Source organism: Alkalidesulfovibrio alkalitolerans DSM 16529 (assembly GCF_000422245.1).
Classification (GTDB): domain Bacteria; phylum Desulfobacterota; class Desulfovibrionia; order Desulfovibrionales; family Desulfovibrionaceae; genus Alkalidesulfovibrio; species Alkalidesulfovibrio alkalitolerans.
Map to the genome: position 1 here is coordinate 42,517 of NZ_ATHI01000030.1, position 21,785 is coordinate 64,301.

Consider the following 21,785-nt stretch of genomic DNA (forward strand, 5'->3'; position numbering starts at 1 on the left):
GCTAAAGACAGGGGGCGTGGGGCGCTATCTGGCGCATATGGCTTGAGCGAAATATATCCCGTTGACTTCGCGGCCCCTGAGGGTACAACGAAATGCATCGTCGTCACGATGGCGGCGGTTTCGGGCGGGTTCGAAAGCGGGAGTGGGGCATGGGACAGGCTGCGACTGACGCCGATCAGATTCCGGTCACTAAGCGATCCCTCTTTTCCTGGGTGTGGGAAAGCAGCCTCAAACTACAGATACTGCTTCTCGTCGTCATCGTCGTCACCGTCTTTGCCCGCGTCCTGCCCCTCGAATTCCAGAAGAAGATCATCAACACGGCCATCGGCCAACGCAACCTCGACCTTTTGCTGCTGTATTGCGGCTATTATCTCGCCGCAGTGGTCACGGCCGGGGTCCTGAAATACGTCATCAACGTCATTCAGACGCATCTGGGCCAGACCACTCTGGCCACCCTGCGCAAGAAGCTCTATGATCACATCTTGAAGCTGCCGCTCAGCTATTTCCGCAAGACCCAGCCCGGCATGGTCGTCTCCTCGTTGGTCACTGAGATCGTGCCCGTAGGCGAGTTCGTCGGCATGGCCCTGGCCGTGCCGCTGACCAACATCCTGACCCTGCTCGGTTTCGGCATCTACCTCTTCTATCTCAATTGGCAGATGGCGCTCATCACCATGGCCATCTACCCCATCGTCCTGCTGGTCATCCCGCGCCTGCAACGCAAGACGAACGAGGTCAACAAGAAACGCGTCGATGCGACGCGCGAGATTTCCTCGAACATCGCCGAAAGCATTTCCGGCATCCACGAGATCCATGGCAACGGCTCGTACGGCATCGAGAGCCGCCGTTTCGGCGCGCAGTGCGACACGCTGGAACGCTATCGCATCGTCTGGACCCTCTACAAGACAGGCGTCAAGGCGATCAACAATCTTCTCGTCAACCTCGCGCCATTCCTGCTTTTCCTGGTCGGCGGCTACTTGATCATCCAGGGCCGCTTCGATCTCGGCGCCTTGGTCGCCTTCCTCTCCGCGCAGGAGAAGCTCTTCGAGCCTTGGAAGGAGCTCATGGAGTTCTACCAAGTCTATCAGGACGCCTCGGTGCGCTACTCCAGGACAATGGAGTATTTCGACTTTCCCTCCGAGCACGTGCTCGTGGTCGCCGGGCGTGCTCCCTTGCAGCTCGAACCGCGCGTGGAGATAGAGAACCTCTCCTTCGAAGTCGAGGGTGGCATCCGTCTGCTGCACGACATCAATCTGACCGTGGAACCGGGCGAGCAGCTCGCCCTGGTAGGCTTTTCCGGTTCAGGCAAGAGCACGCTCGCCCTGTGCGTCGGTCAACTCTACAAATACACTTCCGGCTCCCTGCGCCTGGGCGGCCATGAGGTCAGCAGCCTCTCCAAACAGGACATGACCGAGAACTTGGGCTTCGTCTCGCAAAGCCCCTTCATCTTTACGGGAACCATCAAGGACAACCTGCTCTATGCGTGCGAGGCCGCCCTGCACGGCGCACCAGGGGTGGAGGGCGAAAACCTGCCGTCGCTCGACGACCAGATCGCGGTGTTGCAACAGGCGGGCATTTTCGTGGACGTGCTGCGCTTCGGCTTGAACGCAGTGCTCGACGAGACTGAGGACGAACGCCTCTCCGAGCGCATCATCCGCATGCGCGAAAGCTTCCGTCGGGATTACGGCGAGGCTTTGGCCGACATGGTGGAGTTCTTCGACGAGGGCCGCTATCTGGTCCATTCCAGCGTCGCCGCCAACCTGATTTTCGGTGGCGCACGCGATCCCGACTGGGCCGCGGACAAGTTGGCCGAGAACCATGAATTCACGGCATTTCTCGACGCAACCCAGACGCGAGGCCCGCTGCTCGCTTTAGGCGCGGAGATCGCCCGCACCACCGTGGACATCCTCGGTAACATGCCCAAGGACGCGGTGTTCTTCGAGCAGAGCCCAATCCCGGCCGAAGCCATCGAGGACTACAAGGAGATCGCGAGGCGGCTTGAGCGCGGCCGGGTTGCCGACCTTCCGCCCGAAGACCGCACCCGGTTGCTCGATCTGGCCCTGGCCTTCGTTCCCGGACGGCACAAGATGGTCGCCATGCCTCAGGTGCTCGAACGCATGCTCCTAGAGGCCCGCGCGGCTTTCCGTGAAAACGTCGAGGCCAGGCATCCGGGAGCTTTCACTTTCTATCGTATGGACGAGTACCTGGGCTCACAGACCATCCTGGACAACATTCTGTTCGGCAAGGTGCGCAGTCAAAATCCCCAGGCTCAGGAGAGGATATCCCAGAGCATCATCCAGCTTCTCGTGGAGGAGGATCTTCTCGAATCCGTCGTGGCCATCGGCATGCGCTTCCAGGTCGGCAGCAAGGGCGACAAGCTCTCGGGAGGCCAACGCCAGAAGCTGGCCATCGCCCGCTGTTTCCTTAAACAACCGCGCCTGATGATCCTCGACGAGGCCACCTCGGCCCTGGACAACAAGTCGCAGGCGCGCATCCAGAACATCCTGGAGACCCGTTACAGGGGCCGCAGCACGGTCATCGCGGTGGCGCACCGCCTGGACATCATCATCAATTATGACAAGGTGGCGGTCATGAAGGCGGGCAAGATCGTCGAATGCGGCAGCTACCCCGAACTCATGGCCAAGAAAGGGAGCCTTTATGAACTCGTCCACGGAAAGAAATGACCGTTGCGAGAGCAGGGAAACCTGCGAGTTCCAGCAGAACATCGACGTCTTCCGGCAGATAGCCTTTTTCGCCGGGTTGCCGCTGGAGCCGTTGAAGGTTCTAGCCTATCTGGCGGAACGCACCACCTTCAAGCCCGGCGAATGCCTGTTCCACGAGGGCGAGGCGGATGGCCAGGCCTTTTACATCCTGTCTGGACGGGCTCGTTTGGAGCGCTCGGGGGATGGGGCCGGCACGAAACTCACGAGCTACGGCCCGGGGGACTTTCTGGGCGGGTTGGCGCTCCTTGGCGACATGCAGCGCCTGTTTTCCCTGTGCGCGGAAAGCGAGGTCGAAGCCATGGTCGTAACACGCGAGAAGTTCGCCAAGACCCTGGCGCAGTTTCCGGAAATCCAGTCCCGATTGATGGAGAACGTAGTCGATCTCGTGCGTGATTGGGAGAAGAGCTTCTTTTTCGATCACGCAGGCGCGTGCCAGGCATGCGCCGAGCATATCGGCGTAAGCCTGGTCTAGGGGGAGGAGCATGGCGAGGGTTGAAATTCGGTCGGCGTGGCGCGCGTCGAGGTGTTTGATGCTTACGGCGGCGCTTCTTCTCCTTTTCACGGGAGTCGGTCACGCGCAGCGGCAGGCGCCCAAAGGCATTGCGGGCGTCACGCTCGGCGAGCACATCGAGCAGGCCGCGGACAAGGTGCGCAAGGAGACGGCTGGCGTGCCTTGGGGGCTTGGCCATCTGGAGCGGGCGGAAACCTTGCCGCTGCCCGGCTTTCGCAGCGGGTACGTCGAATACGGAACCTGCGCGCAGCCGGGCCGCATCGTGCGCATCAAGCTGAACTACGAAGACGAGTCCCTGCGCTTATTCAACACGCTGCTCGACGCCTTGAAAAAACGTTATGGTCAGCGGCCCGAATGGCGAGGCGACGCCTTCGGTACGCTCAAGGTCTGGAAATGGAGCATCCCGGATGGGAAAGGCAACAGCGTCAGTCTCATCCTGCAAAACTATCAGGGCGATGACGACAGCTATTCCGAGGGCACGTCGATCAGGCTCGGCGTTCGCAACTGGATCGACGACGAGATAGCCTGCGCCCGCAAGCGCGTCGAGAGGGAACCCGCGCGTCCCGCGCCGACGGACGGCCGGGCGCGCGACCTTGACTGGCTGCTGCCGACGGACTAACGGCACGCATCGGCGCGTCGTGCGGCCCTGGATTTTCCGTAAACAGGGGCCGCCCGCGAAAGGAGCAAGACCAGCGCAATGGATACGGTCGTCAGGTGTTCGTTCACGCTGGCCAACAGGCTGGGCGAACTCGAAAGCCTGCGCGAGAGGCTGGAACGCTTCGCCGACGAGGCAGGTCTTGGCCCGCGCGGGCTGTTCGAGATCAACCTCGTGCTGGACGAGTTGGTGACCAACATTATCAGCTACGGGTACCCGAGCGAGGAAACGCATTTCATAGACCTTTCCCTGAGCGTCGAAGGCGACGAACTGACGGCCGTAATCGAGGACGCGGGCATACCCTTTGACCCGCTTTCGGCCAAGTCGCCCGATATCGACGCGCCCATCGAGGAGCGCGGTGTGGGCGGCCTTGGCATCCATCTGGCCCGGAACATGGTCCGGGAGATGCACTACGAGCGGCGTGACGGACGAAACGTTCTGACGCTGAAAAAGCGCGTGGATCGCGCGCGAGGAGTTTGAAACAGCCATGCGCATGAGCGAGGAGACCAACGGAGACGTGGTGGTGCTGTCCGTGGCGGGCAGGCTCGATTCCAATACTTCCGGGGAGTTCGAGGATCTTCTTTTGGAGCGCATACGCGGCGGCACGCGCAAGCTCGTGCTGGACTTCCAGGCCCTGGAGTACATTTCGAGCGCTGGACTGCGGGTGCTGCTCAAGGCCACCCGTGAGGTCAAGGCTCAGGGTGGCAAGATGGTCATCTGTCAGGCAAGGGATTATATCCAGGAAGTCTTCGATCTCTCCGGATTCACGGCCGTGTTTTCCCTTTCGCCCGACATAGCCGGGGCCTACGCGCAATTCTAGGGTCTCGCACCGTTGGCGTCACCCCTGGCCATCCACATGCCAGGCCAGGGCGCGGGACAAAAGCGTATGCCCCGGGTCCACGAGCAGGCCGGTCGCCTTGGCTGTATCCTCGTTGAAGGCGGACACGCTGGATGGCCTGGAGCAGCCCTTCCAGGAGAGAGCGAAGGGCACCGGAGCGGCGTGGTGGGTGCGCAGGGCGAGAGGCGTCAAATGGTCGCAGGTGGTCAGGAAGACAGCCTCCTCGTCCCACAGCGCGCGTGTCAGCGGATCGAGCACCAGGGCGTCGAAGCGCCGGATGGCCTCGACCTTGCCCGCCACGTCGCCGCCATGGCCGCATTCGTCCGGTCCCTCCAAATGGACGTAGACGAAATCGCCGCGCTCCAGAAAGCGTAGCGCCGCTTCCACTTTCCCCGCGTAGTTGGTGTCCAGAAGGCCAGTGGCTCCGGGCACCTCGATGACCTCCATGCCCGAGGCGCGGCCAAGCCCACGCACCAGATCCACAGCCGAGATCACCGCTCCCTTGAGCCCGAAGGCTGCCTCGAAGCGCGGCAAAGCCAGCGAACGGCCCTGGCCCCAGGGCCAGACCGCATTGGCGCGCGTCGCGTTGCCGGACATGCTCCGCAATATTTCGCTAGCCTCGCGCACGATGCGCCAAAGCGCCGGACTTTTGGCGTATTCGGTCAGATCCGGGGCGATCCCCTGGTCCGTGATGTCGTGGGGGGGGCGGATGGTCAACCCCGCGTCGGCCGTGGCCGCGCCGCCGCGTTGCACCAGCAGGTGGCGATATTGCACGCCCGGATGCAGGGTGAAGGTTTCGTCGTCCAGGCGCTTCTTGAGTGCGGCGATGAGTTCCGCCGCCGCGTCAGTGGCGATGTGCCCGGCCGAGTAGTCGCGCATCACGCCGTTCTCGTCGAATCCGTCCGTGGTCACCAGGTTCAGCCGCCAGATGAGGTCGTCGGGCTCGGTGTCGAGTCCCTGCGCCGCAGCCTCGATGGGGCCGCGCCCGGTATGGTGCGTGGCGGGGTCAAAGCCCAGAAGCGACATGTTGGCTACGTCCGAGCCCGGCGGCATGCCGTGGGGCACGGTGCGGCAAAGCCCCACGATTCCTTCCCGGGCCAGCCGGTCCATGATCGGGGTGTCGGCGGCCATGAGCGGCGTCTTGCCACCCAGAGATTCCACGGGCCAGTCGCCCATGCCGTCGGCGATGCAGACCACGAACTTCATGCGTCCTCCAGGCGCCGCGATTCGGCGCACGGCGCACCCTAGCGCAAGGTGGGCCGGGAAGGAAGCGCATTGGTCCGGGGGGCCCGTGTATTCATGCCGCCTTGGACGTGATTCGGCATTTGATTTGTCTTGAAATGCAACGTGTTACCGTTGCCAAGAAGGCGCGCGGACTTGACGCCGGGGCCAAAAGGTGGTCAAGCTCGCCCGCATGCACGCTGAGGATAACGTCGGATCGCCTCGCGCGCCTCGTTCGGAAGCCGCCCTGATTGCGGCGCGCGCGATCGAGGCGCTGGCGCAGCATGTGGCCGTTTGTGACGCCTCGGGGCGTGTGGTGCTGGCCAACGCGGCCTGGCGCGGTTTCGCGAGTACGCAGCCGGACGGAGAGTGTTTCCGGCCGATTGTGGGCGAACCCTGCCGGGGCGTCCGTCTGCAAAGCCCCGATGGCCCTGTCTGGATGGGTGAACAAGAGATTTCGGACGTCATTGCGGGCAGGGCACCGGAGTTCTCGCTTCGCTATCCCGTCTCCACAACGCTTGGCACGCGCTGGTTCGCCATGCGCGTGACCCCGCTGGGGCTGCCCGAAGGACCGGGCGCGCTCGTGGTGCATGAAGACGTCACGGAGTGTGCCGACCTCGAAGACGAATTGACGCATCACGCCCTGCACGACCGCCTCACGGCGCTGCCCAATCGCGCCCTGCTCCTGGACCGTCTGAACATGGCCGTGAAACGCGCCAAACGGCGAGGCACGGCGAACTATGCGTTGCTCTACCTCGATATCGACCGCTTCAATGTGGTCAACGAATCGCTTGGTCACGTCTCCGGCGACATGCTGCTCATGGCGCTTGCGCACCGGCTGCTCGGTGTGACCAAGGAGATGGACACTCTGTCTCGCTTCGGCAGTGACGAGTTCGCGCTCCTTCTGGAGGACGTGGAAAGCCCCGGCGCAGTTGGCGAGGTCGCCGAGCGGGTTCTCGAACGCGTGCGTCAGCCGTTCAGTCTCAAGCGCCGTTCCGTCGTCGTCACCATGTCCATCGGCATCGTCCTTGGCTCCACGGACTACGAAAACGCAGGCCAGGTGCTGCGCGACGCCGAGACGGTCATGCACAGGGTGCGCGAGGGCGGTGGCGGACGCTACGAGATTTTCAGTGAGGCCATGCGCGTGAGCGCGGGCAAACGCTTGCAACTGGAGATGGACCTGCGCAAGGCCCTGGACGCGGGCGAGATCGGCGTCCACTACCAACCCATCGTCTCGCTTGCGGACGGCCAGCTTCGCGGCATGGAAGCCCTGGCCCGCTGGCGGCATCCCGAACTCGGCATGGTTCCGCCCATGGAGTTCATCCCCGTGGCCGAGGAGACCGGGCAGATCGTCTCCCTGGGCCATTTTGTCCTGCGTCGGGCCTGCACCAAACTAGCCGAGTTGCAGCGCCGCTATCCCGGCGTCGAGGCGTTGACCATGAACGTCAACATCTCCGGCGCGCAGTTCGCCCGGCCCGAGTTTGCCGACGAAGTGCGCGAGGTCATCGAGGAGACGGGAATCCGGCCGGGCAGCCTCAAGCTCGAACTGACCGAGAGCGTGATCATGGCCGATGCCCGCAAGGCCGTGGACTCCATCCGCGCCCTGCGCGATCTGGGCGTGCACGTGGTCATCGACGACTTCGGCACGGGCTACTCCTCGCTCTCCTATCTGCAGCGCTTCCCGGTAAGCTGCCTGAAGGTGGACCGCAGCTTCGTGCTGACCATGGCGGACACCAAGGGCAACCGCGAGATCGTCAAAACGATCATCAAGATGGCGCACAGCCTGGGGCTCGAAGTGGTGGCCGAGGGCGTGGAGCAGGCCGAGCAGCTTGAAATCCTCGCGGGACTGTCCTGCGAGAGCGGGCAGGGTTTTCTCTTCTCCAAACCGCTGGACGATCAGGATCTCGACATTCTTCTGCACGAGCGCCTGGGATCGGTCTGAAGTCTTGCCGCGCTGGCGGCATGCCGGTGCGGTCGATTGTCGTTCTCACGACTTTACCGTGTCGTCCTCCCTGGCTATAGACGTGTCAATCTGTTGAAAAGTCCCATTTCGCAGGTCGTTCAAAAAGCGCCAGATACATGGCGCGAGAAAAGTTCAAGGCCGACGTGTAGTAAAGAATACGCGAGGATTTGAACTTTTTGCGGTAACGCGGCAGATGGTGCTTTTTCAACGATCAGGGAGTCCCGCATGCACCACGATCTGCGCCGCTATGCCTGGCTGTCCATCGCCGCCTCGCTGGTCGGGCTCGTGCTCAAGTTCGGTGCCTGGCACGTCACCGGCTCGGTGGGACTTTTCTCCGACGCCGTGGAGTCATTGGTCAATCTCGCGGCCGGAGTGGCCGCGCTCATCGCCCTGAGCGTCGCCCGGCTGCCGCCGGACCGTCGCCATGCGTTTGGCCATGGCAAGGCGGAATATTTCTCCAGTGCGCTCGAAGGCGTGCTCGTGTTGGTGGCGGCCGTGGGCATCGCCTGGGCCTCGGTGCAGCGGTTCCTCGATCCGCGCGAGCTTGACAATCTGGGCCTCGGGCTTGTGGCCGTGGTCGCGGCCGCAGCCGTCAACTGGGGCACGGCGCGGATTCTGCTCAGAGCCGCGAGCGAGCACGACTCCATCACCCTTGAAGCCGATGGCAGACATCTGCTGACCGACGTCTGGACCTCGGGCGCCCTGGTCTTGGCGCTATGCATCCTGCTTGTGGCACCCGGCCTGGCGTTCCTCGATCCGCTTCTGGCCATGCTCATGGCCGCAAACATCGCCCGCACGGGCGTGGACCTCGTGCGGCGCTCGGCGGGCGGGCTCATGGACCATTCCCTGCCCGAGGAGGAACTGGACGTCATCGCCCAGGCGGTGCGCCGCCGCGCGCCGGCGCGTACCGAGATCCATGCCTTGCGCACACGCAAGTCCGGGCGGCAGCGCTTCGCCGATTTTCACATGCTCTTGCCGGGAGAAACCACGGTCAAGGAATCGCACGATGTTTGTTGCGCCGTGGAAGACGAGGTGCGGCGGGCCCTGCCGCGCCTGAATCTGACCATCCACGTGGAGCCTTTGGAGGAGCAGGCCGGAGGCGATCCGGACATGCCGGACAGACGATGCCCCGCAGCCGAGGTGGAGGACGAGGCTACTGAATGACGCCGAGCTCGCGCAAGCGGCGCAGAAGTACGTCTTTCTTGACCGGTTTGACCAGGTAGCCGGACGCCAAGCCCTCGAAGTGGGAGTCCCAGATCACCTGCGGATCGTCCACGGCAGTGACCATCAAGGCGGTGACGCGTCCGTCCCTGGGCAGGCGGAGCCGGTCTTCGGCTTCGCGCAGCAGCCGCAGGGTCTCAAGCCCGGTGCGGCCCGGCATCATCAGGTCGAGCAGGACCAGGGAGTACGGCTTCTTCGTCTCGATGGCCGAAGTGAACATGGCGAGTGCCGCGAAGCCGTCCGGTGCCTCGTCGCATTCGCCATGGGGCGCGAGCAGCGCCGAGAGCAAAAAGCGCATGTCCGGGCTGTCGTCCACGACCAGGAATCTTGAGTTCGGTGATGCGCCGTCGATCATGCGTTTTCCCGTCATTCGCGTTCGGGGCCCGTCTTCCTGCCCACGGTGAACGCCGTGCATTTTTTGCCGCACCCCGGCCGCTCCCGGCTAGGCGCCTTCTTTCGAGGGCGTCTGGCCTAGAGGATGCGGTAGTGGACCGTGGGCGCGACCGTGAAGTCCATGACGTCGATGGCCGTGATGGCCTCGCGCACGCGCCTAGCCCGTGCCGAGTGCGTGATGATGACCAGCGGCACGTCGGGCGAGTTTTCGCTTCCCTTCTGGATGGCCTGGGCGATGGAGATGTTCTGGTCGGCCATGACGCGGGTGATGGCCGCCATGACGCCTGGTCTGTCCGCCACTTGGAAGCGGAAGTAGTACTGGCTCTCGGCCTCGTCGGGGTCGAGGATCGGGGCCAGGGGCAGCGGGTTCTCGGGAAACCCGGTGTTGTTGGGCTTTCTCGCGTCGCGGGCAATGGCCATGATGTCGGCCAGCACGGCGCTGCCCGTGGGCATCTCGCCCGCGCCCTGGCCGTGGAGCATGATCGGCCCCACGGCGTTGCCCTCCACGCGCACGGCGTTGTAGTTGCCGCCCACGCGCGCCAGGAGGTAGGTGTGCCGGATCAGGGCCGGGAAGACGCCCGCTTCGAGCTTGCCGTCCACCTCGCGCACCTGGCCGATGAGCTTCAGCCGGTAGCCGAACTCGCGCGCGAACTCGATGTCCTCTCGGGCCACGTCGCGGATGCCGCGCACGGGCAGGCGGGCGAGGGGATAGTGCAGGCCGTAGGCCAGACGCGTGAGCAAAACGAGCTTGTGGGCCGTGTCCACGCCGTCGATGTCGAAGGACGGGTCGGCCTCGGCGTAGCCCAGGGCCTGGGCCTCGGCCAGGGCCGTTTCGAAATCCAGGCCGTTGGTCGTCATCTCCGAGAGGATGAAGTTGGACGTGCCGTTCATGATCCCGGTGAGCTTCAGGATGCGGTTGCCCGCAAGGGATTCCTTGAGGGCCTGGACCACGGGCACCCCGCCCACGGCCGAGGCCTCGTAGTACAGGCAGCGATCGGCCTCGCGGGCCAGGGCGAAGAGTTCCTGGCCATGCTCGGCGAGCAGGTGCTTGTTGGCCGTGACCACGTGCTTCCTGGCGGCAAGCGCGCCCTCGATTACCCGTCTGGCCGCGTCGAGCCCGCCCATGAGTTCGCAAACGACCTCGATCTCGGGATCCTCGATCAGGTCCTCCAGGCGGTCCGTGAGGACTGTCCCCTCAGGCAGGGTCACGTTTCGCGGCCGCGAAACGTCGCGCACCACGACGCGCTTGATGGTGACCTTCCTGCCGATGCGCCGTTCGATGAGATCGGCGTTCTCGGCCAGGATGCGCACCAGACCCTGGCCGACCGTGCCGAGCCCCGCGAGGCCGATGACGATGCTCTTGTCCACGCTAGCCCCCGAGCGCCTTCTTGATGCCGCGTACGGCCTGGTTGATGCGCTGACGGTTCTCCACCAAGGCGAAGCGCACGTGGTCGTCGCCGTAATGGCCGAAGCCAAGGCCCGGGGCCACGGCGGCATGGCCCTGTTTGAGCAGGAGCTTGCTGAATTCCACCGAGCCCAAGTGCCTGAATTCCTCGGGAATGCGCGCCCACAGGAACATGGTCGCCTTCGGGATGTCCACCTCCCAGCCGATGCGGTTCAACCCTTCGCACAGGGCGTCGCGGCGGTCCTGGTAGACGTCCACGATGTGGCGCGGGCATTCGGTCGGCGAGTTGAGGGCCGTCACGGCCGCGATCTGGATGGGCTGGAAGATGCCGTAGTCGAGATAGGACTTGATGCGTGTCAGGGCCTGGACCATTTCGCGGTTGCCGCAGCAAAAGCCCACGCGCCACCCGGCCATGGAGTAGCCCTTGGTCAGGGAGTAAAATTCCACGCCCACGTCTTTGGCGCCCTTGGCCTGGAGGAAGGAGGGTGGCTCGTAGCCGTCGAAACCGAAATCCGCGTAGGCTAGGTCGTGGATGACCATAAGCTTGTTTTCTCGGGCGTAGTCCACAATGGCCTGGAAGAAGTCGATGTCCGCAAGCTCGGTGGTCGGGTTGTGCGGATAGTTGATGACCAGCAGCTTCGGTTTGGGCCAGGTCTGCTGCGTGGCGATGGCCAGATCCTTAAAGAAGTCGCGGTCCTTGCCGATGGGGATGCGGCGCACATCCGCGCCCGCGATGATGGCCGCGTACGGGTGGATGGGATAGGCCGGATCGGGCGCGAAGACCACGTCGCCGGGAGCGAGCGTGACGAGCATCAGGTGGGCCAGGCCCTCTTTGGAGCCCATGGTGACCACGCACTCCTGGTCGGGATCGAGTTCCACGCCGTAGCGCCTGAGATACCAGTTGGCCACGGCCAGGCGCAGCCCCTTGATGCCTTTGGAGGCGGAATAGCGGTGGTTGGCAGGCTTTTGCGAGGCCTCGCAAAGCTTGTCCACGATGTGCTGCGGCGTGGGCACGTCGGGGTTGCCCATGCCCAGATCGACGATATCCTCGCCCTGGCGACGCATCTGCATCTTGAGCTCGTTGACCGTGGCGAAGACGTAGGGAGGCAGGCGCTGCAATCGCGCGAACTGTTCCATGACAGACGCTCCTTGGGATCGGGTTCCCCGACGGGCGGCCGGGGCAGAGTTCCCGTGAATGGGGCACAGTAGCGGGAAGCCTCGCCGCAGTCAAAGGGGGAGGGCGCACGAAACGGACGAACGGCTAGGAGAACGGGACGAAAGGATTCTCAGAGCTTGCGGAAGGCCGGAGGCTTTTGCTGCGCGGCCACGGGCGCCGCGTTGGATGCCTGCCCGCCCTTTTGGCCCTTCGCTTGTCCCTGCGGCGTCTGTTTTTTGGCGAAGGAGGGATCGGCCAGCGCGGCCAGCGCGATGAGCTTTTCCATGGATTCGTCCAGGGGAGAGGTTTCTTCCACGAGCTGGCGCAAAAAGGCGTTGATGGGACCGACCATGGTCATGGCTTGGTCGATCTCGGGGTTGGAGCCCTTGGCGTAGGCTCCGATGTTGATCATGTCCTCCACCCGGCGGTAGGTTGCCAAGCTCTTGACCACGACGCGTCCGGCCGCCTGTTCCTGGCGCGTGGTGATGTCCGTGCGCAGCCGCGACACGGAGCGCAGCACGTCGATGGCCGGGTAGTGCCCCTGGTCGGCCAGCTCGCGCGTGAGCACGATGTGGCCGTCGAGGATGGCGCGGGTGGCGTCGGCGATGGGCTCGGTCAGGTCGTCGCCGTCCACGAGCACAGTGTAGATGCCGGTGATGGAGCCCTTCATGCTGCGGCCCGCGCGCTCCAAGAGTTTCGGCAGGGCGGAGAAGACCGAGGGCGTGTAGCCGCCGCGAGTGGGCGGCTCGCCCGCGGCTAGCCCCACCTCGCGGCCCGCCATGCAGAAACGGGTCACGGAGTCCATCATCAGGAGCACGTCCTTGCCTTGGTCGCGGAAATACTCGGCCATGGCCGTGGCCGCGTAGGCGCAGCGCATGCGCACCAGGGGCGACTGGTCCGAGGTGGCCACGACCAGCACCGAGCGGGCCATGCCCTCTGGGCCCAGGTCGCGCTCCATGAACTCCACCACCTCGCGGCCGCGTTCGCCTACCAGGCAGATGACGTTGACGTCGGCCTTGGTGGTCTTGGCCATCATGCCCATGACCGTGGACTTGCCCACGCCCGAACCGGCCATGATGCCCACACGCTGACCCTTGCCCAGTGTCAAAAGCGCGTTGACCGCGCGCACACCCACGTCGAGTCGTTCCGTGATGCGTGGCCGTTCCAGCGGGTTTGGCGGATCGCAGTACAGCGGATAGAAGTCGCTGGGCACGATCTGGCCGCCGTGGTCCATGGGCTCGCCGAAGGCGTTCACGGCCCGGCCGAGAAAATGTGACCCCACGGGCATCAGCGGCGGAGTGGAGGAATTCTGGATGAGCGAGCCCGGGCGGATGCCGCGCGGGTCGGAGTAAGGCATGAAGAGCAGCGCGCCGTCGCGAAAGCCGACGACCTCGGCCGCGATGCCTTCGCTGTGCTTGTCCTCGGGCAGAAGACGGCAGATGGAGCCAAGCGGGGCCTTCAGCCCCCGTCCCTCGGCGATGAGCCCTACGACCTTGGTGACCTTGCCGAAGGACTGGGCCGGTTCGAGACCGGAGAGCAGCTTGAGGCAGCCGCGCGGGTCCACGGATCAGCCGTCCTTGGCGGCCGCGCCGGATTCGGGCGTTCCGTCGGGGAAGGCCGGGCCGTGGCCCGGATCGCTTTGCTCCAGCAGGTCGAATATCTTGGCGACCTCGGCGAAACGCGTCGCGATGGAGTTGTCCACCACGCCCTCGCTCGACTCGATGATCAGTCCGCCCAGCGTCAGGGATTCGTCGGGCTTGACGCGGTAGCCGCGCAGTTCGGGGAAGCGGTCGCCGACGTGGGCTAGAATCGCCTGCACCAGTTCGGCCTCCTCGGGTTTGGCACGGATGGTGAGGCCGCGCAGGGAATCGATGGTTTCCAGGCTCTCGTCCAGGAGGCTTTCGAGGATCTCTCTGCGCCGTGTGGACATCTCTACGGCCATGGTCTTTTCCACGGCCAGTCGGATCAGGGCCAGGAAGTCGGTCCGCTGCGCGGCCCAGACGGTCCTGGCCTGGGAGGCCACGGCGCCAAGCGCCTGACCCACGGCCTCGGCCAGGGCGGTCTGCTCCTGTTCCACCTGGGCGCGCGCCTCGGCCAGTCCCTGCTCGAAGCCCTCGCCGTGCGCCTTCTCGCGCAGGGCCTCGGCATCGGCCCTGGCCTGCTCGATGATCTCGCGCGCCATGGCCTGCGCCTTTTTCTTGACGCGCTCAATGAGTTCGTTGGTCGTTTCATCGTCCCACACGGGCCTGCGCTTGCCCTCGATCTCCTGGATCGTGGACATGGCCGGTCCGGGCGAGTCCACACCCATGAACACGCGGCCCGTGATCTTGCCCAGGCTAGATGAAGACATCGCTCGAACCCCGGCCCACGATGACCCGGCCCTCGGCTTCCAGCCTGCGCACGGCCTTGACGATATTCTGCTGCGCGCCTTCCACGTCGGACAGGCGTACCGGGCCCATGATCTCCAGATCCTCGCGGATCATGGTCGCGGCGCGCTCGGAGAGGTTCTTGTAGAACTTGTCCTTGAGGTCGTCCGAGGCGCCCTTGAGCGCGAGGGTCAGTTCGTCGTTGGAGATGTCCTTGAGCAGTTCGCGGATGGAGCGGTCGTCCAGGGCCTTGATGTCCTCGAAAACGAACATGAGGTTCCTGATCTCCTCGGCCATCTGCGCGGACTCCTCCTCGATCTCGGAGAGGACTTCCTCCTCGGTCTGCCGGTCCACGGAGTTCAGTATCTCGGCCACGGAATTGACGCCGCCGACCTTCTTGCCTTCCTTGCCGCCCATGGCGATGAGCTGCGATTGCAGCACTTTGTCCACTTCCATGAGCATCTCCTCGGCCACGGCTTCGAGCTTGGCCAGGCGCATCAAGACCTCGGCGCGCACGCCCGCGGGCAGGTTCTGGAGCAGCTCGGCCGCCTGGTCGGGCTGCAAATGGCCGAGGATGAGGGCCAGGGTCTGGGGATGCTCGTTGCGAAGTATCTGGGCCAGGATGCGCGGGGAGACGTTTTCGAGCTCGCGGAAGGGCGCGGGGCCGGATTCGAGTTCGAGCTGGTCCATGATGTATTTGGCGGTGTCGCCGTCCAGGGACTTGGTCAACAGACGCTTGACCTGATCCGCGCCGCCCATGAGCAACTCGTGTCCGTAGGCCAGTGTCTCGTTGTACTCGCGCAGCACTTCCTCGACTTGCTCCTTGGGCACGGACTCCATCTGGAGCATGGCGCGCGAGACATTGGTGATCTCGCCGCGTTCCATGCGCTTGAAGACCTCGGCCGTGAATTTTTCGCCCAGGGCCAGGAGGATGATGGCCGATTTCTGGGAACCGCTGAAGCTTTTCTGCTCCACCATTTATGCGGCCTCCTGCTTGAGCCAGATCTTGAGCACGGCCACGGCCTGATCCATGTCCTGCTCGGAAAGCTGAAGTGCCTGGGCCTTGGCGTTCTCCAGGCGGCGCTGTAAGTCCAGCGCTTCCTCCTCGACGCCTTCCTCCAGGGCCAGGCGTTCTTCCACGCCGGGCAAGCCCACGAGTTCCTCCATCTCTTCCTCGGCCACGCGGGGCTTGATGAGCGCCAGGATCACCGGGCGCACGACCATGATGAGGAAGAGGAAGATCAGCAGGCCGTTGAGGAACGGTTTGCCCAGGCGCTGCATGTACTCCATCATCGTCTGCAGGAGGCTCGGTTCGGCGAAAAGATCAGGCTCGCCGAAGGACACGGACGTGACCTCGATGGAGTCGCCGCGCGCCGGGTCGAAGCCCACGGCGTTTTGCACCAGTTGCCGGATTTGGGCGAGTTGCTGCTCGGAACGCGGCGCGAAGACCCTCTCTCCGTCCGCACCGACCTCCTGATACGTTCCATCCACGATAACCGCGATGGTCAGGCGTTTCAACTCTCCCACGGAGTCCACGATCTGGTAGGATTCCTTGTTGATCTCGAAGTTCGTGGTCCGCGTCTCGCGGTTGGATTCCTGGGTTGAGAGGGAGCCGTTGAAGCCGTCGCCCCGGAAGTTGGGGTCGGGCACGCCGCCTTCGATGTTGGCCCGGCCAAGCGTGGACTCCTCGGAGCGGGTCTCGGAGCGCACCACGGCCGAGGCCGGATCGTAGACCTCGCGAGTGATGGTCCGCTGCGAGTAGTCCACGTCGGCGTTGACGCGGGCCACGATCTTGCCGGGCGCGCCGGTGATGGGCAGGAGAAGCTGCTCGATGCGGCGTTCGAGCGTCTTCTCGATGTTCATCCGGTATTCCATCTGAGCCATGCTCATGCCCGCCATGGAGTCGTCGGCGTCTGGCTGGTAGAGCACCTGGCCGCGCGTGTCCGCGATGGTGATATTGGATTTGGAGAGCCCTTCCACGGCCGAAGCCACGAGGTTGGAGACGGCCATGAGTTGTTTTTGGCCGAGCTTTTGGCCCTCGCGCATCTGGAGGATGACCGAGGCCGAGGGTGGCATGTCGTCCTCGATGAACAGGGATTTGGCCGGGATGGAGAGATGCACCCTGGCCCGCTCAACTTCGGGGAACTCCATGATCGTGCGCGCCAGTTCGCCTTGCAGGGCGCGCTGGTAGTTGATGCGCTGCACGAAGTCGGTCTGGCCGATCTTCACGTCGTCGAAAAGCTCGAAACCCAGGCCCTGGCCATGCACCGCGCCTTCGCCCGCGATCTTCAAGCGGACCTCGTAAACCTGATCGGATGGGACCAGGATGCTCGATCCGTTGTCGTCGAGCTTGTAGGGGATCTTCTGTGCCTGGAGCATGGACACCACGCGATTGGCGTCCTCGGAGTGGAGGTTGGAATACAGGATCTTCCAATCCGGCCTGTTGAGGAAATAGATCATCAGGATGAAAGCGAAGACAACTGATGCCGCCAGGCCGCCGATGAGGATGCGCTGCGAAACGGTGCGCTTCTGCCAGTAGCCGCTCAGCTTGGCGAGTGTGTTGTCGATGAACGGGGCCATGTCCTCTTCCTCCGATGAGATTGTGCTTCGGATCGATGCGCGGGCTTAGTCGGAACTTCGTTACATCTGCATGCGCATCAGTTCCTGATACGCAGTCATGACCTTGTTACGCACGGCCGTGGTGAGGTTCACGGCCAGTCCCGCCTTTTGCAGGTGGATCATCAGTTCGTGCACGTTGGTGTTCTTGCCGGTGGCGAACTCCTCGACCATGCTCGCGCCCTTGAGTTGCATCTCGTTGACGTCCTTGAGCGAGGAGTTGAGCGTCTCGGAGAACGCTTGGGGTTTGGCGGCCTGGGACTGGACCTTCGAGGATATCTGCTGGGCGGTCTTTTGCACGGCCTGCATGTTCTGGCCGTAAGCCTTGAGCGCCGCGCTGCCGATGGAGGTGATGGCCATTGTCGTTCTCCCTCGCTAACCCTGCCCGATCAGCAGAGCCTTGTTGTACATGGTCTTGGCGGACTCGATGGCAGCCGCGCCCGCCTCGTAGGAACGCATGGACGTGATCATGTTGGCCATCTCCTCGACCACGTTGATATCGGGAAAGCGTACGTAGCCTTCCTCGTTGGCGTCTGGATGCCCAGGGTCGAAGACCATGCGGAAGGGACGTTGATCGTTGACGATGCCAACAACCTTCACGCCTTTGAGTTCGCGGTTGTTCTGGTTCCACATCTCCGTGGCGAAGGGCGAATAAACGTCCGAGGTTTCCATGACCACGGATTTGCGGACATAAGGGCCGCCCTCCACGGTGCGCGTGGTGTTGATGTTCGCCAGGTTCATGGAGATGACGTTCAGGTGCGAGCGCTGGGCTCCAAGGCCCGAAGCTGCGACGTCGAGCGCGGTCAGGAAGTCCATTTACTTGCTCCCTTCGGTGATGATCTTGTTCACGCCGGTGAAATAGCGCTGCATGATCGTGGTCAGGGTGTTGTATTGCAAGGTGTTCTTGGACATCGTGGCCATCTCCTTGTCGAGATTCACGCTGTCCTCTCCGTAGATGTATCGCGGCTTGAACACCTTCTCGGCCTGTCCCTCGAAGGAGTTGGGATCGAAGACCGCGGGCATGTGGCCCTGCTCGGTCCTGGTCATGCGGCCGTGGGCGTCCTGGTTCAGGGCTCTTTGCAATTCCTTCTCGAAGGCGATCTCGCGCGGCCGGTAGTTGGGCGTGGCGATGTTGGCGAGGTTGGCCATGACGAGGTTTTGACGCTCCAACTGGAGGTCCATGACCTTGGCGGTCAGTTCTATGTGTGGTCTCGTCAGCTTCATGCCGTGTTCTCCTTGGTCTTGCGCCGAAATTCGGTTTGGGCGGCCGCCCCGGCGGGGCTGGCGCCGCAACGGGATAAGCAAGGGGCGTTCCAAGTCCGTATCTGCCTGGGATTGCTGACCTTGGATTCGGGATGGGCGTTTGCCCAGGGGCGTCACGCGTCGTTTTCAGGAAGTTGGACGAAGGGATGACGCACGTCCTGCCTGGGTGGGCGAAACAGGTTGGCACACGGGTTGCAAAACGCTGTTCGCCGCCATTGGGCGGAAAAAATTTCGTTTCTGCCGCCGAAAGGGCGCGACGAATGCCAAGATCATCCAGCGGAGGAAGGAGTCATGAGTCACCTGGATTACGAGATCAACAAGGAACTGGGCGAATGCTACCTGTTCATGGGCGACCTGGACAAGGCTGAGGAGTATTACCGCAAGGCCGCGGGCTCCAACGGCGTGCACCCCGATCCTTACCTGGGCCTGGCCACCATCGCCGTGCAGCGCGGCGATCTTGACAAGGCGCTGACGCTCTACAAGAAGGCCGACAGCATCGAGGCCAACGACAAATCTCTCGCGGGCATGGCTCTGGTCGAGTCCGAGACCGGCCAGCACGAAGCCGCCTTCGGCCACTTTGCCGCGGCGCTCGACAAGAATCCCGCGAACATGATCGCGCTCTTCGGGCTGATCCGCATGGGCCACGCCACGAACAGGCTGGCCGAGGTCGTGCCGTACCTCGAAGCCTATCTGGCCCAGGATCCCGAGAAGCACGAGATCCGTTACTCCCTGGCCGGGTGCAGGCTGTGCCTGGGCGATGCCGAGGGCGCGGCCGAGGATCTGCGCCGCATCCTCGACGCCGATCCGCAAAACGTGCCGGCCAGCGAATTGCTCGCACAGATCGGCCAAGCGGCCTGATCCGCGACGCGAAACGATTCCTTCCCCCGGCGTCCCGCCCGCGCCCGTGACGGTGCGGGCGAGGGCGGGACGCCGTCCGCCGCCTGCGCCGAAATCACGGCGCCGAGGCGCGTCTTGCCTTTGGCCCCTGATTTGGGCATGTTCCGCCCAAACGCACGAAGGGGGTTCTCGCATGGACATGCTGCCCATCAACCGGGCGCTTTTGAGCGTCACGGACAAGGCCGGACTGGCCGATTTCGCCCGTTTTCTGGTCGACCGGGGGGCAACGCTCGTGTCCACGGGCGGCACCAAAAAGCTGCTCGCCTCGGAAGGCCTGCCGGTCACCGGCGTCAGCGAAGTGACGGGCTTTCCCGAGATCATGAACGGCCGCGTCAAGACCCTGCACCCGCACATCCATGGGGGCATCCTGGCGGACAAGGACAACCCGGAACATCTGGCCGTTCTTGCCGAACTCGGCATCGCGCCGTTCGACCTCATCTGCGTCAACCTCTACGATTTCGCCGACGCCGCCAGGCGCGAACTCGAACTCAAGCAGGCCGTGGAACAGATCGACGTGGGCGGTCCGACCATGCTCAGGGCCTCGGCCAAGAACTTTCATTCCGTGCTTGTGGTTCCCGATCCCGCGTTCTATAAGCGGATCATGGAGGAGCTTTCCGAAAACGGCATGAAGGTGGGGCTGGGGCTTCGCCGCGAGATGGCCGCCGAGACATTCCGCCGCATCAGCCGCTACGACGCCTTGATCGCGGATTACCTGTTCCAGCACGAGGTGTAGGCCATAGCCGACAAAGTCCTTGGTCATACCGACGGGCTCAAGCCCAGTCAGATAAAGGCCCTGCAACGTCTTTACGGTCGCAGGCTGCCCGCAGTGGGCGGTCTTTCGCCCGATCAGGCCCGCGAGCTCGCCGTGCTCTCGCACGGCATGGGCCGCCAGATCGGTCTGCTTGTGGACCGTCAGGGCAGGCCCAGAATGGTCATTGTGGGCCAGGCCTCCTCCATCATGATCCCGGAGTTGGGCCGTGTGCGCGCCACGGGCGGCCGTCTGCGCGGCCTGCGTCTGGTGCACACCCACCTGGGGCCAGACGGCCTTTCCGAGGAAGACCTGATGGACATGGTCTTTCTGCGCCTGGACTCGGTGCAGGTGTTGACCGTGAGTCCGGACGGCGCGCCGCTTCAGGTGCAGCACGCGCACCTTCTGCCCGGCGGCGGAGGCAAGGGCTACGACGTGGGCCCGCTGGTGCGCTTCGACCGGGAGACCACGGATTTCGCGGCCATGGCCCAGGCCCTGGAGGACGAACTCGCCCGGGGCGACGCGGCCCGCGCGGCCCCCGGAGCAGCGCGGGGCGTGGGCCGTGAGGGCAGGGCGCTTTTGGTGCACGTTTCAAGTGACTCCCGGACACAGCAGGAGGCGAGTCTGCGCGAGCTCACGGCCCTTTCCGAGACGGCCGGGCTTACCGTGGCCGCCACGCTCACGCAGCGGGTGCACGAGGTCAATCCGCGCACCATCCTGGGCAAGGGCAAGCTGGCCGAACTCGAGGTGCTGGCCCTGCAATCCGGGGCAGACCTCATCGTCTTCGACTGCGAGCTGACCCCGGCGCAGCTTCGGAACATCGGCGAGGCCACGGAGCGCAAGGTCGTCGACCGCAGCCAGCTGATCCTGGACATCTTCGCCCAGCACGCCAAAAGCAGCGCAGGCAAGCTTCAAGTGGAGCTGGCCCAGATGCAGTATCGCCTGCCGCACCTCGTGGGGCGTGGCGAGGCATTGTCGCGTTTGATGGGTGGCATCGGAGGCCGGGGGCCGGGCGAGACCAAGCTCGAAATCGACCGTCGCCGCGTGCGCGAGCGCATCACCCGGCTCAAGCGCGAGCTTGCCGAGTTGCGGAAGCGGCGCGGCCTGCGGCGCACGCGACGGGCCAAGGCCGAGGTGCCCGTGGTGGCCCTGGTGGGCTACACCAACGCGGGCAAGTCAACGCTTTTGAACACCCTCACCAAGGCGGCGGTACTGGCCGAGGACAAACTCTTCGCGACCTTGGACCCCACTTCGCGGCGCATCCGTTTCCCGCGCGAGCGCGAGATCATCATGACCGACACCGTGGGCTTCATTCGCAGCCTGCCCAAGCAGTTGCAGGAGGCCTTTCGGGCCACGCTCGAAGAGCTCGAATCGGCCGACCTGCTGGTCCACGTGGCCGATACCGGGCATCCCGAGGCCTTCGAGCAGATCGAGGCTGTGGAATCGATCTTGCACGACATGGAGCTCGACCACCTGCCGCGCATCCTGGCGCTCAACAAGTGGGACGCCCTCGACGAAGACGCGCGCCGCGACATGCGGCTCGCCTTCCCGCAGGCCGTGCCCATCTCGGCCCGCGACCGCGAGAGCCTGGAGCCGCTCGTGCGGACCATCCTGGACATGCTCGCCATGGGCCAGCCCATCGAGACCGTAACCATCAGCTAGACGGCGAGGCGTGCCCGTTGGGGCGTTTTTCGTCCCGGAGCCAGTCGCGTTTCAAAAGGGAAATGCGCGTGCGAGGTGTTGAGGGAGAAGCCGGAAAGGAAATCCGGCCTCCCGGCGTCATCCGGACGAGCTGGAAAAATGCGCGGGGCT

General features: G+C 64.1%; 21 protein-coding genes. 10 read left to right on the forward strand and 11 right to left on the reverse strand.

The features are described 5' to 3' along the window. The first annotated feature begins 149 nt into the window (after nucleotides 1-149). The 5 genes from DSAT_RS12025 (at nucleotide 150) to DSAT_RS12045 (ending at nucleotide 4,706) form a co-directional block, all read left to right on the forward strand. Nucleotides 150-2,681, forward strand: coding sequence for an ABC transporter ATP-binding protein/permease (locus tag DSAT_RS12025; protein WP_020887796.1), 2,532 nt, complete (start codon nucleotides 150-152; stop codon nucleotides 2,679-2,681). After that, nucleotides 2,656-3,192 carry a Crp/Fnr family transcriptional regulator gene (locus DSAT_RS12030; protein WP_020887797.1) on the forward strand — a complete coding sequence of 179 codons (537 nt, stop codon included), beginning with the start codon at nucleotides 2,656-2,658 and terminating at the stop codon, nucleotides 3,190-3,192. The genes DSAT_RS12025 and DSAT_RS12030 overlap by 26 nt, the downstream gene beginning before the upstream one ends. A gap of 10 nt (nucleotides 3,193-3,202) precedes the next feature. Next, complete coding sequence (locus DSAT_RS12035) at nucleotides 3,203-3,850, forward strand: hypothetical protein (protein ID WP_152490316.1); 648 nt, start codon at nucleotides 3,203-3,205, stop codon at nucleotides 3,848-3,850. A gap of 78 nt (nucleotides 3,851-3,928) precedes the next feature. After that, nucleotides 3,929-4,366, forward strand: a complete 438-nt coding sequence (locus DSAT_RS12040) for an ATP-binding protein (RefSeq protein ID WP_020887799.1) — start codon at nucleotides 3,929-3,931, stop codon at nucleotides 4,364-4,366. Between the two features lie 7 nt (nucleotides 4,367-4,373). Beyond that, nucleotides 4,374-4,706 carry an STAS domain-containing protein gene (locus tag DSAT_RS12045; RefSeq protein ID WP_020887800.1) on the forward strand — a complete coding sequence of 111 codons (333 nt, stop codon included), beginning with the start codon at nucleotides 4,374-4,376 and terminating at the stop codon, nucleotides 4,704-4,706. Nucleotides 4,707-4,724: 18 nt separating this feature from the next. Here the strand turns inward: DSAT_RS12045 and DSAT_RS12050 are convergent, their stop codons facing one another. Further along, a complete protein-coding gene (locus tag DSAT_RS12050) occupies nucleotides 4,725-5,930 on the reverse strand; it encodes a cofactor-independent phosphoglycerate mutase (RefSeq protein WP_020887801.1) in 1,206 nt (401 codons plus the stop codon). A gap of 208 nt (nucleotides 5,931-6,138) precedes the next feature. Between DSAT_RS12050 and DSAT_RS12055 the strand changes: the two genes are divergently transcribed. Further along, nucleotides 6,139-7,887 carry a putative bifunctional diguanylate cyclase/phosphodiesterase gene (locus DSAT_RS12055; protein ID WP_020887802.1) on the forward strand — a complete coding sequence of 583 codons (1,749 nt, stop codon included), beginning with the start codon at nucleotides 6,139-6,141 and terminating at the stop codon, nucleotides 7,885-7,887. 246 nt (nucleotides 7,888-8,133) lie between these two features. Then, complete coding sequence (locus DSAT_RS12060) at nucleotides 8,134-9,072, forward strand: cation diffusion facilitator family transporter (protein WP_020887803.1); 939 nt, start codon at nucleotides 8,134-8,136, stop codon at nucleotides 9,070-9,072. Here the strand turns inward: DSAT_RS12060 and DSAT_RS12065 are convergent. From DSAT_RS12065 to flgB, 10 genes are all read right to left on the reverse strand, one after another. Then, a complete protein-coding gene (locus DSAT_RS12065) occupies nucleotides 9,062-9,484 on the reverse strand; it encodes a response regulator (protein WP_020887804.1) in 423 nt (140 codons plus the stop codon). The genes DSAT_RS12060 and DSAT_RS12065 overlap by 11 nt on opposite strands. Before the next feature lie 116 nt (nucleotides 9,485-9,600). After that, a complete protein-coding gene (locus DSAT_RS12070; RefSeq protein ID WP_020887805.1) occupies nucleotides 9,601-10,890 on the reverse strand; it encodes a homoserine dehydrogenase in 1,290 nt (429 codons plus the stop codon). A 1-nt stretch (nucleotide 10,891) separates the two neighbouring features. Continuing rightward, the gene (locus DSAT_RS12075; RefSeq protein WP_020887806.1) at nucleotides 10,892-12,064 is read right to left on the reverse strand and encodes an aminotransferase class I/II-fold pyridoxal phosphate-dependent enzyme; all 1,173 of its coding nucleotides are present in this window, start codon (nucleotides 12,062-12,064) and stop codon (nucleotides 10,892-10,894) included. A gap of 149 nt (nucleotides 12,065-12,213) precedes the next feature. Further along, the gene (locus DSAT_RS12080; RefSeq protein ID WP_020887807.1) at nucleotides 12,214-13,647 is read right to left on the reverse strand and encodes a FliI/YscN family ATPase; all 1,434 of its coding nucleotides are present in this window, start codon (nucleotides 13,645-13,647) and stop codon (nucleotides 12,214-12,216) included. A 3-nt stretch (nucleotides 13,648-13,650) separates the two neighbouring features. Continuing rightward, nucleotides 13,651-14,433, reverse strand: a complete 783-nt coding sequence (locus DSAT_RS12085) for a FliH/SctL family protein (RefSeq protein WP_020887808.1) — start codon at nucleotides 14,431-14,433, stop codon at nucleotides 13,651-13,653. Then, complete coding sequence (gene fliG / locus DSAT_RS12090; RefSeq protein WP_020887809.1) at nucleotides 14,420-15,427, reverse strand: flagellar motor switch protein FliG; 1,008 nt, start codon at nucleotides 15,425-15,427, stop codon at nucleotides 14,420-14,422. The genes DSAT_RS12085 and fliG overlap by 14 nt, the downstream gene beginning before the upstream one ends. After that, complete coding sequence (gene fliF / locus DSAT_RS12095; protein ID WP_020887810.1) at nucleotides 15,428-17,029, reverse strand: flagellar basal-body MS-ring/collar protein FliF; 1,602 nt, start codon at nucleotides 17,027-17,029, stop codon at nucleotides 15,428-15,430. 60 nt (nucleotides 17,030-17,089) lie between these two features. After that, nucleotides 17,090-17,425 carry a flagellar hook-basal body complex protein FliE gene (fliE, locus tag DSAT_RS12100; protein WP_020887811.1) on the reverse strand — a complete coding sequence of 112 codons (336 nt, stop codon included), beginning with the start codon at nucleotides 17,423-17,425 and terminating at the stop codon, nucleotides 17,090-17,092. 15 nt (nucleotides 17,426-17,440) lie between these two features. Further along, complete coding sequence (gene flgC, locus DSAT_RS12105; protein WP_020887812.1) at nucleotides 17,441-17,881, reverse strand: flagellar basal body rod protein FlgC; 441 nt, start codon at nucleotides 17,879-17,881, stop codon at nucleotides 17,441-17,443. Then, nucleotides 17,882-18,289 carry a flagellar basal body rod protein FlgB gene (flgB, locus tag DSAT_RS12110; protein ID WP_020887813.1) on the reverse strand — a complete coding sequence of 136 codons (408 nt, stop codon included), beginning with the start codon at nucleotides 18,287-18,289 and terminating at the stop codon, nucleotides 17,882-17,884. It abuts the gene before it with no gap. Nucleotides 18,290-18,619: 330 nt separating this feature from the next. Here flgB and DSAT_RS12115 point away from each other — a divergent pair, with 330 nt between their 5' ends. From DSAT_RS12115 to hflX, 3 genes are all read left to right on the forward strand, one after another. Continuing rightward, nucleotides 18,620-19,186, forward strand: coding sequence for a tetratricopeptide repeat protein (locus DSAT_RS12115; RefSeq protein WP_020887814.1), 567 nt, complete (start codon nucleotides 18,620-18,622; stop codon nucleotides 19,184-19,186). A gap of 172 nt (nucleotides 19,187-19,358) precedes the next feature. Then, nucleotides 19,359-19,958, forward strand: coding sequence for an MGS domain protein (locus DSAT_RS12120; protein WP_020887815.1), 600 nt, complete (start codon nucleotides 19,359-19,361; stop codon nucleotides 19,956-19,958). A 93-nt stretch (nucleotides 19,959-20,051) separates the two neighbouring features. After that, nucleotides 20,052-21,635, forward strand: coding sequence for a GTPase HflX (gene hflX / locus DSAT_RS12125; protein WP_020887816.1), 1,584 nt, complete (start codon nucleotides 20,052-20,054; stop codon nucleotides 21,633-21,635). The last annotated feature ends 150 nt before the right edge of the window (nucleotides 21,636-21,785 follow it).

Excerpts from the sequence above, each read along its gene's own strand:
- DSAT_RS12025 (WP_020887796.1), top strand. The coding sequence starts at position 150 with ATGGGACAGGCTGCGACTGACGCCGATCAGATTCCGGTCACTAAGCGA.
- DSAT_RS12030 (WP_020887797.1), top strand. The coding sequence starts at position 2,656 with ATGAACTCGTCCACGGAAAGAAATGACCGTTGCGAGAGCAGGGAAACC.
- DSAT_RS12035 (WP_152490316.1), top strand. The coding sequence starts at position 3,203 with ATGGCGAGGGTTGAAATTCGGTCGGCGTGGCGCGCGTCGAGGTGTTTG.
- DSAT_RS12040 (WP_020887799.1), top strand. The coding sequence starts at position 3,929 with ATGGATACGGTCGTCAGGTGTTCGTTCACGCTGGCCAACAGGCTGGGC.
- DSAT_RS12045 (WP_020887800.1), top strand. The coding sequence starts at position 4,374 with ATGCGCATGAGCGAGGAGACCAACGGAGACGTGGTGGTGCTGTCCGTG.
- DSAT_RS12050 (WP_020887801.1), bottom strand. The coding sequence starts at position 5,930 with ATGAAGTTCGTGGTCTGCATCGCCGACGGCATGGGCGACTGGCCCGTG.
- DSAT_RS12055 (WP_020887802.1), top strand. The coding sequence starts at position 6,139 with ATGCACGCTGAGGATAACGTCGGATCGCCTCGCGCGCCTCGTTCGGAA.
- DSAT_RS12060 (WP_020887803.1), top strand. The coding sequence starts at position 8,134 with ATGCACCACGATCTGCGCCGCTATGCCTGGCTGTCCATCGCCGCCTCG.
- DSAT_RS12065 (WP_020887804.1), bottom strand. The coding sequence starts at position 9,484 with ATGATCGACGGCGCATCACCGAACTCAAGATTCCTGGTCGTGGACGAC.
- DSAT_RS12075 (WP_020887806.1), bottom strand. The coding sequence starts at position 12,064 with ATGGAACAGTTCGCGCGATTGCAGCGCCTGCCTCCCTACGTCTTCGCC.
- DSAT_RS12085 (WP_020887808.1), bottom strand. The coding sequence starts at position 14,433 with ATGTCTTCATCTAGCCTGGGCAAGATCACGGGCCGCGTGTTCATGGGT.
- fliG (WP_020887809.1), bottom strand. The coding sequence starts at position 15,427 with ATGGTGGAGCAGAAAAGCTTCAGCGGTTCCCAGAAATCGGCCATCATC.
- fliF (WP_020887810.1), bottom strand. The coding sequence starts at position 17,029 with ATGGCCCCGTTCATCGACAACACACTCGCCAAGCTGAGCGGCTACTGG.
- fliE (WP_020887811.1), bottom strand. The coding sequence starts at position 17,425 with ATGGCCATCACCTCCATCGGCAGCGCGGCGCTCAAGGCTTACGGCCAG.
- flgC (WP_020887812.1), bottom strand. The coding sequence starts at position 17,881 with ATGGACTTCCTGACCGCGCTCGACGTCGCAGCTTCGGGCCTTGGAGCC.
- flgB (WP_020887813.1), bottom strand. The coding sequence starts at position 18,289 with ATGAAGCTGACGAGACCACACATAGAACTGACCGCCAAGGTCATGGAC.
- DSAT_RS12115 (WP_020887814.1), top strand. The coding sequence starts at position 18,620 with ATGAGTCACCTGGATTACGAGATCAACAAGGAACTGGGCGAATGCTAC.
- DSAT_RS12120 (WP_020887815.1), top strand. The coding sequence starts at position 19,359 with ATGGACATGCTGCCCATCAACCGGGCGCTTTTGAGCGTCACGGACAAG.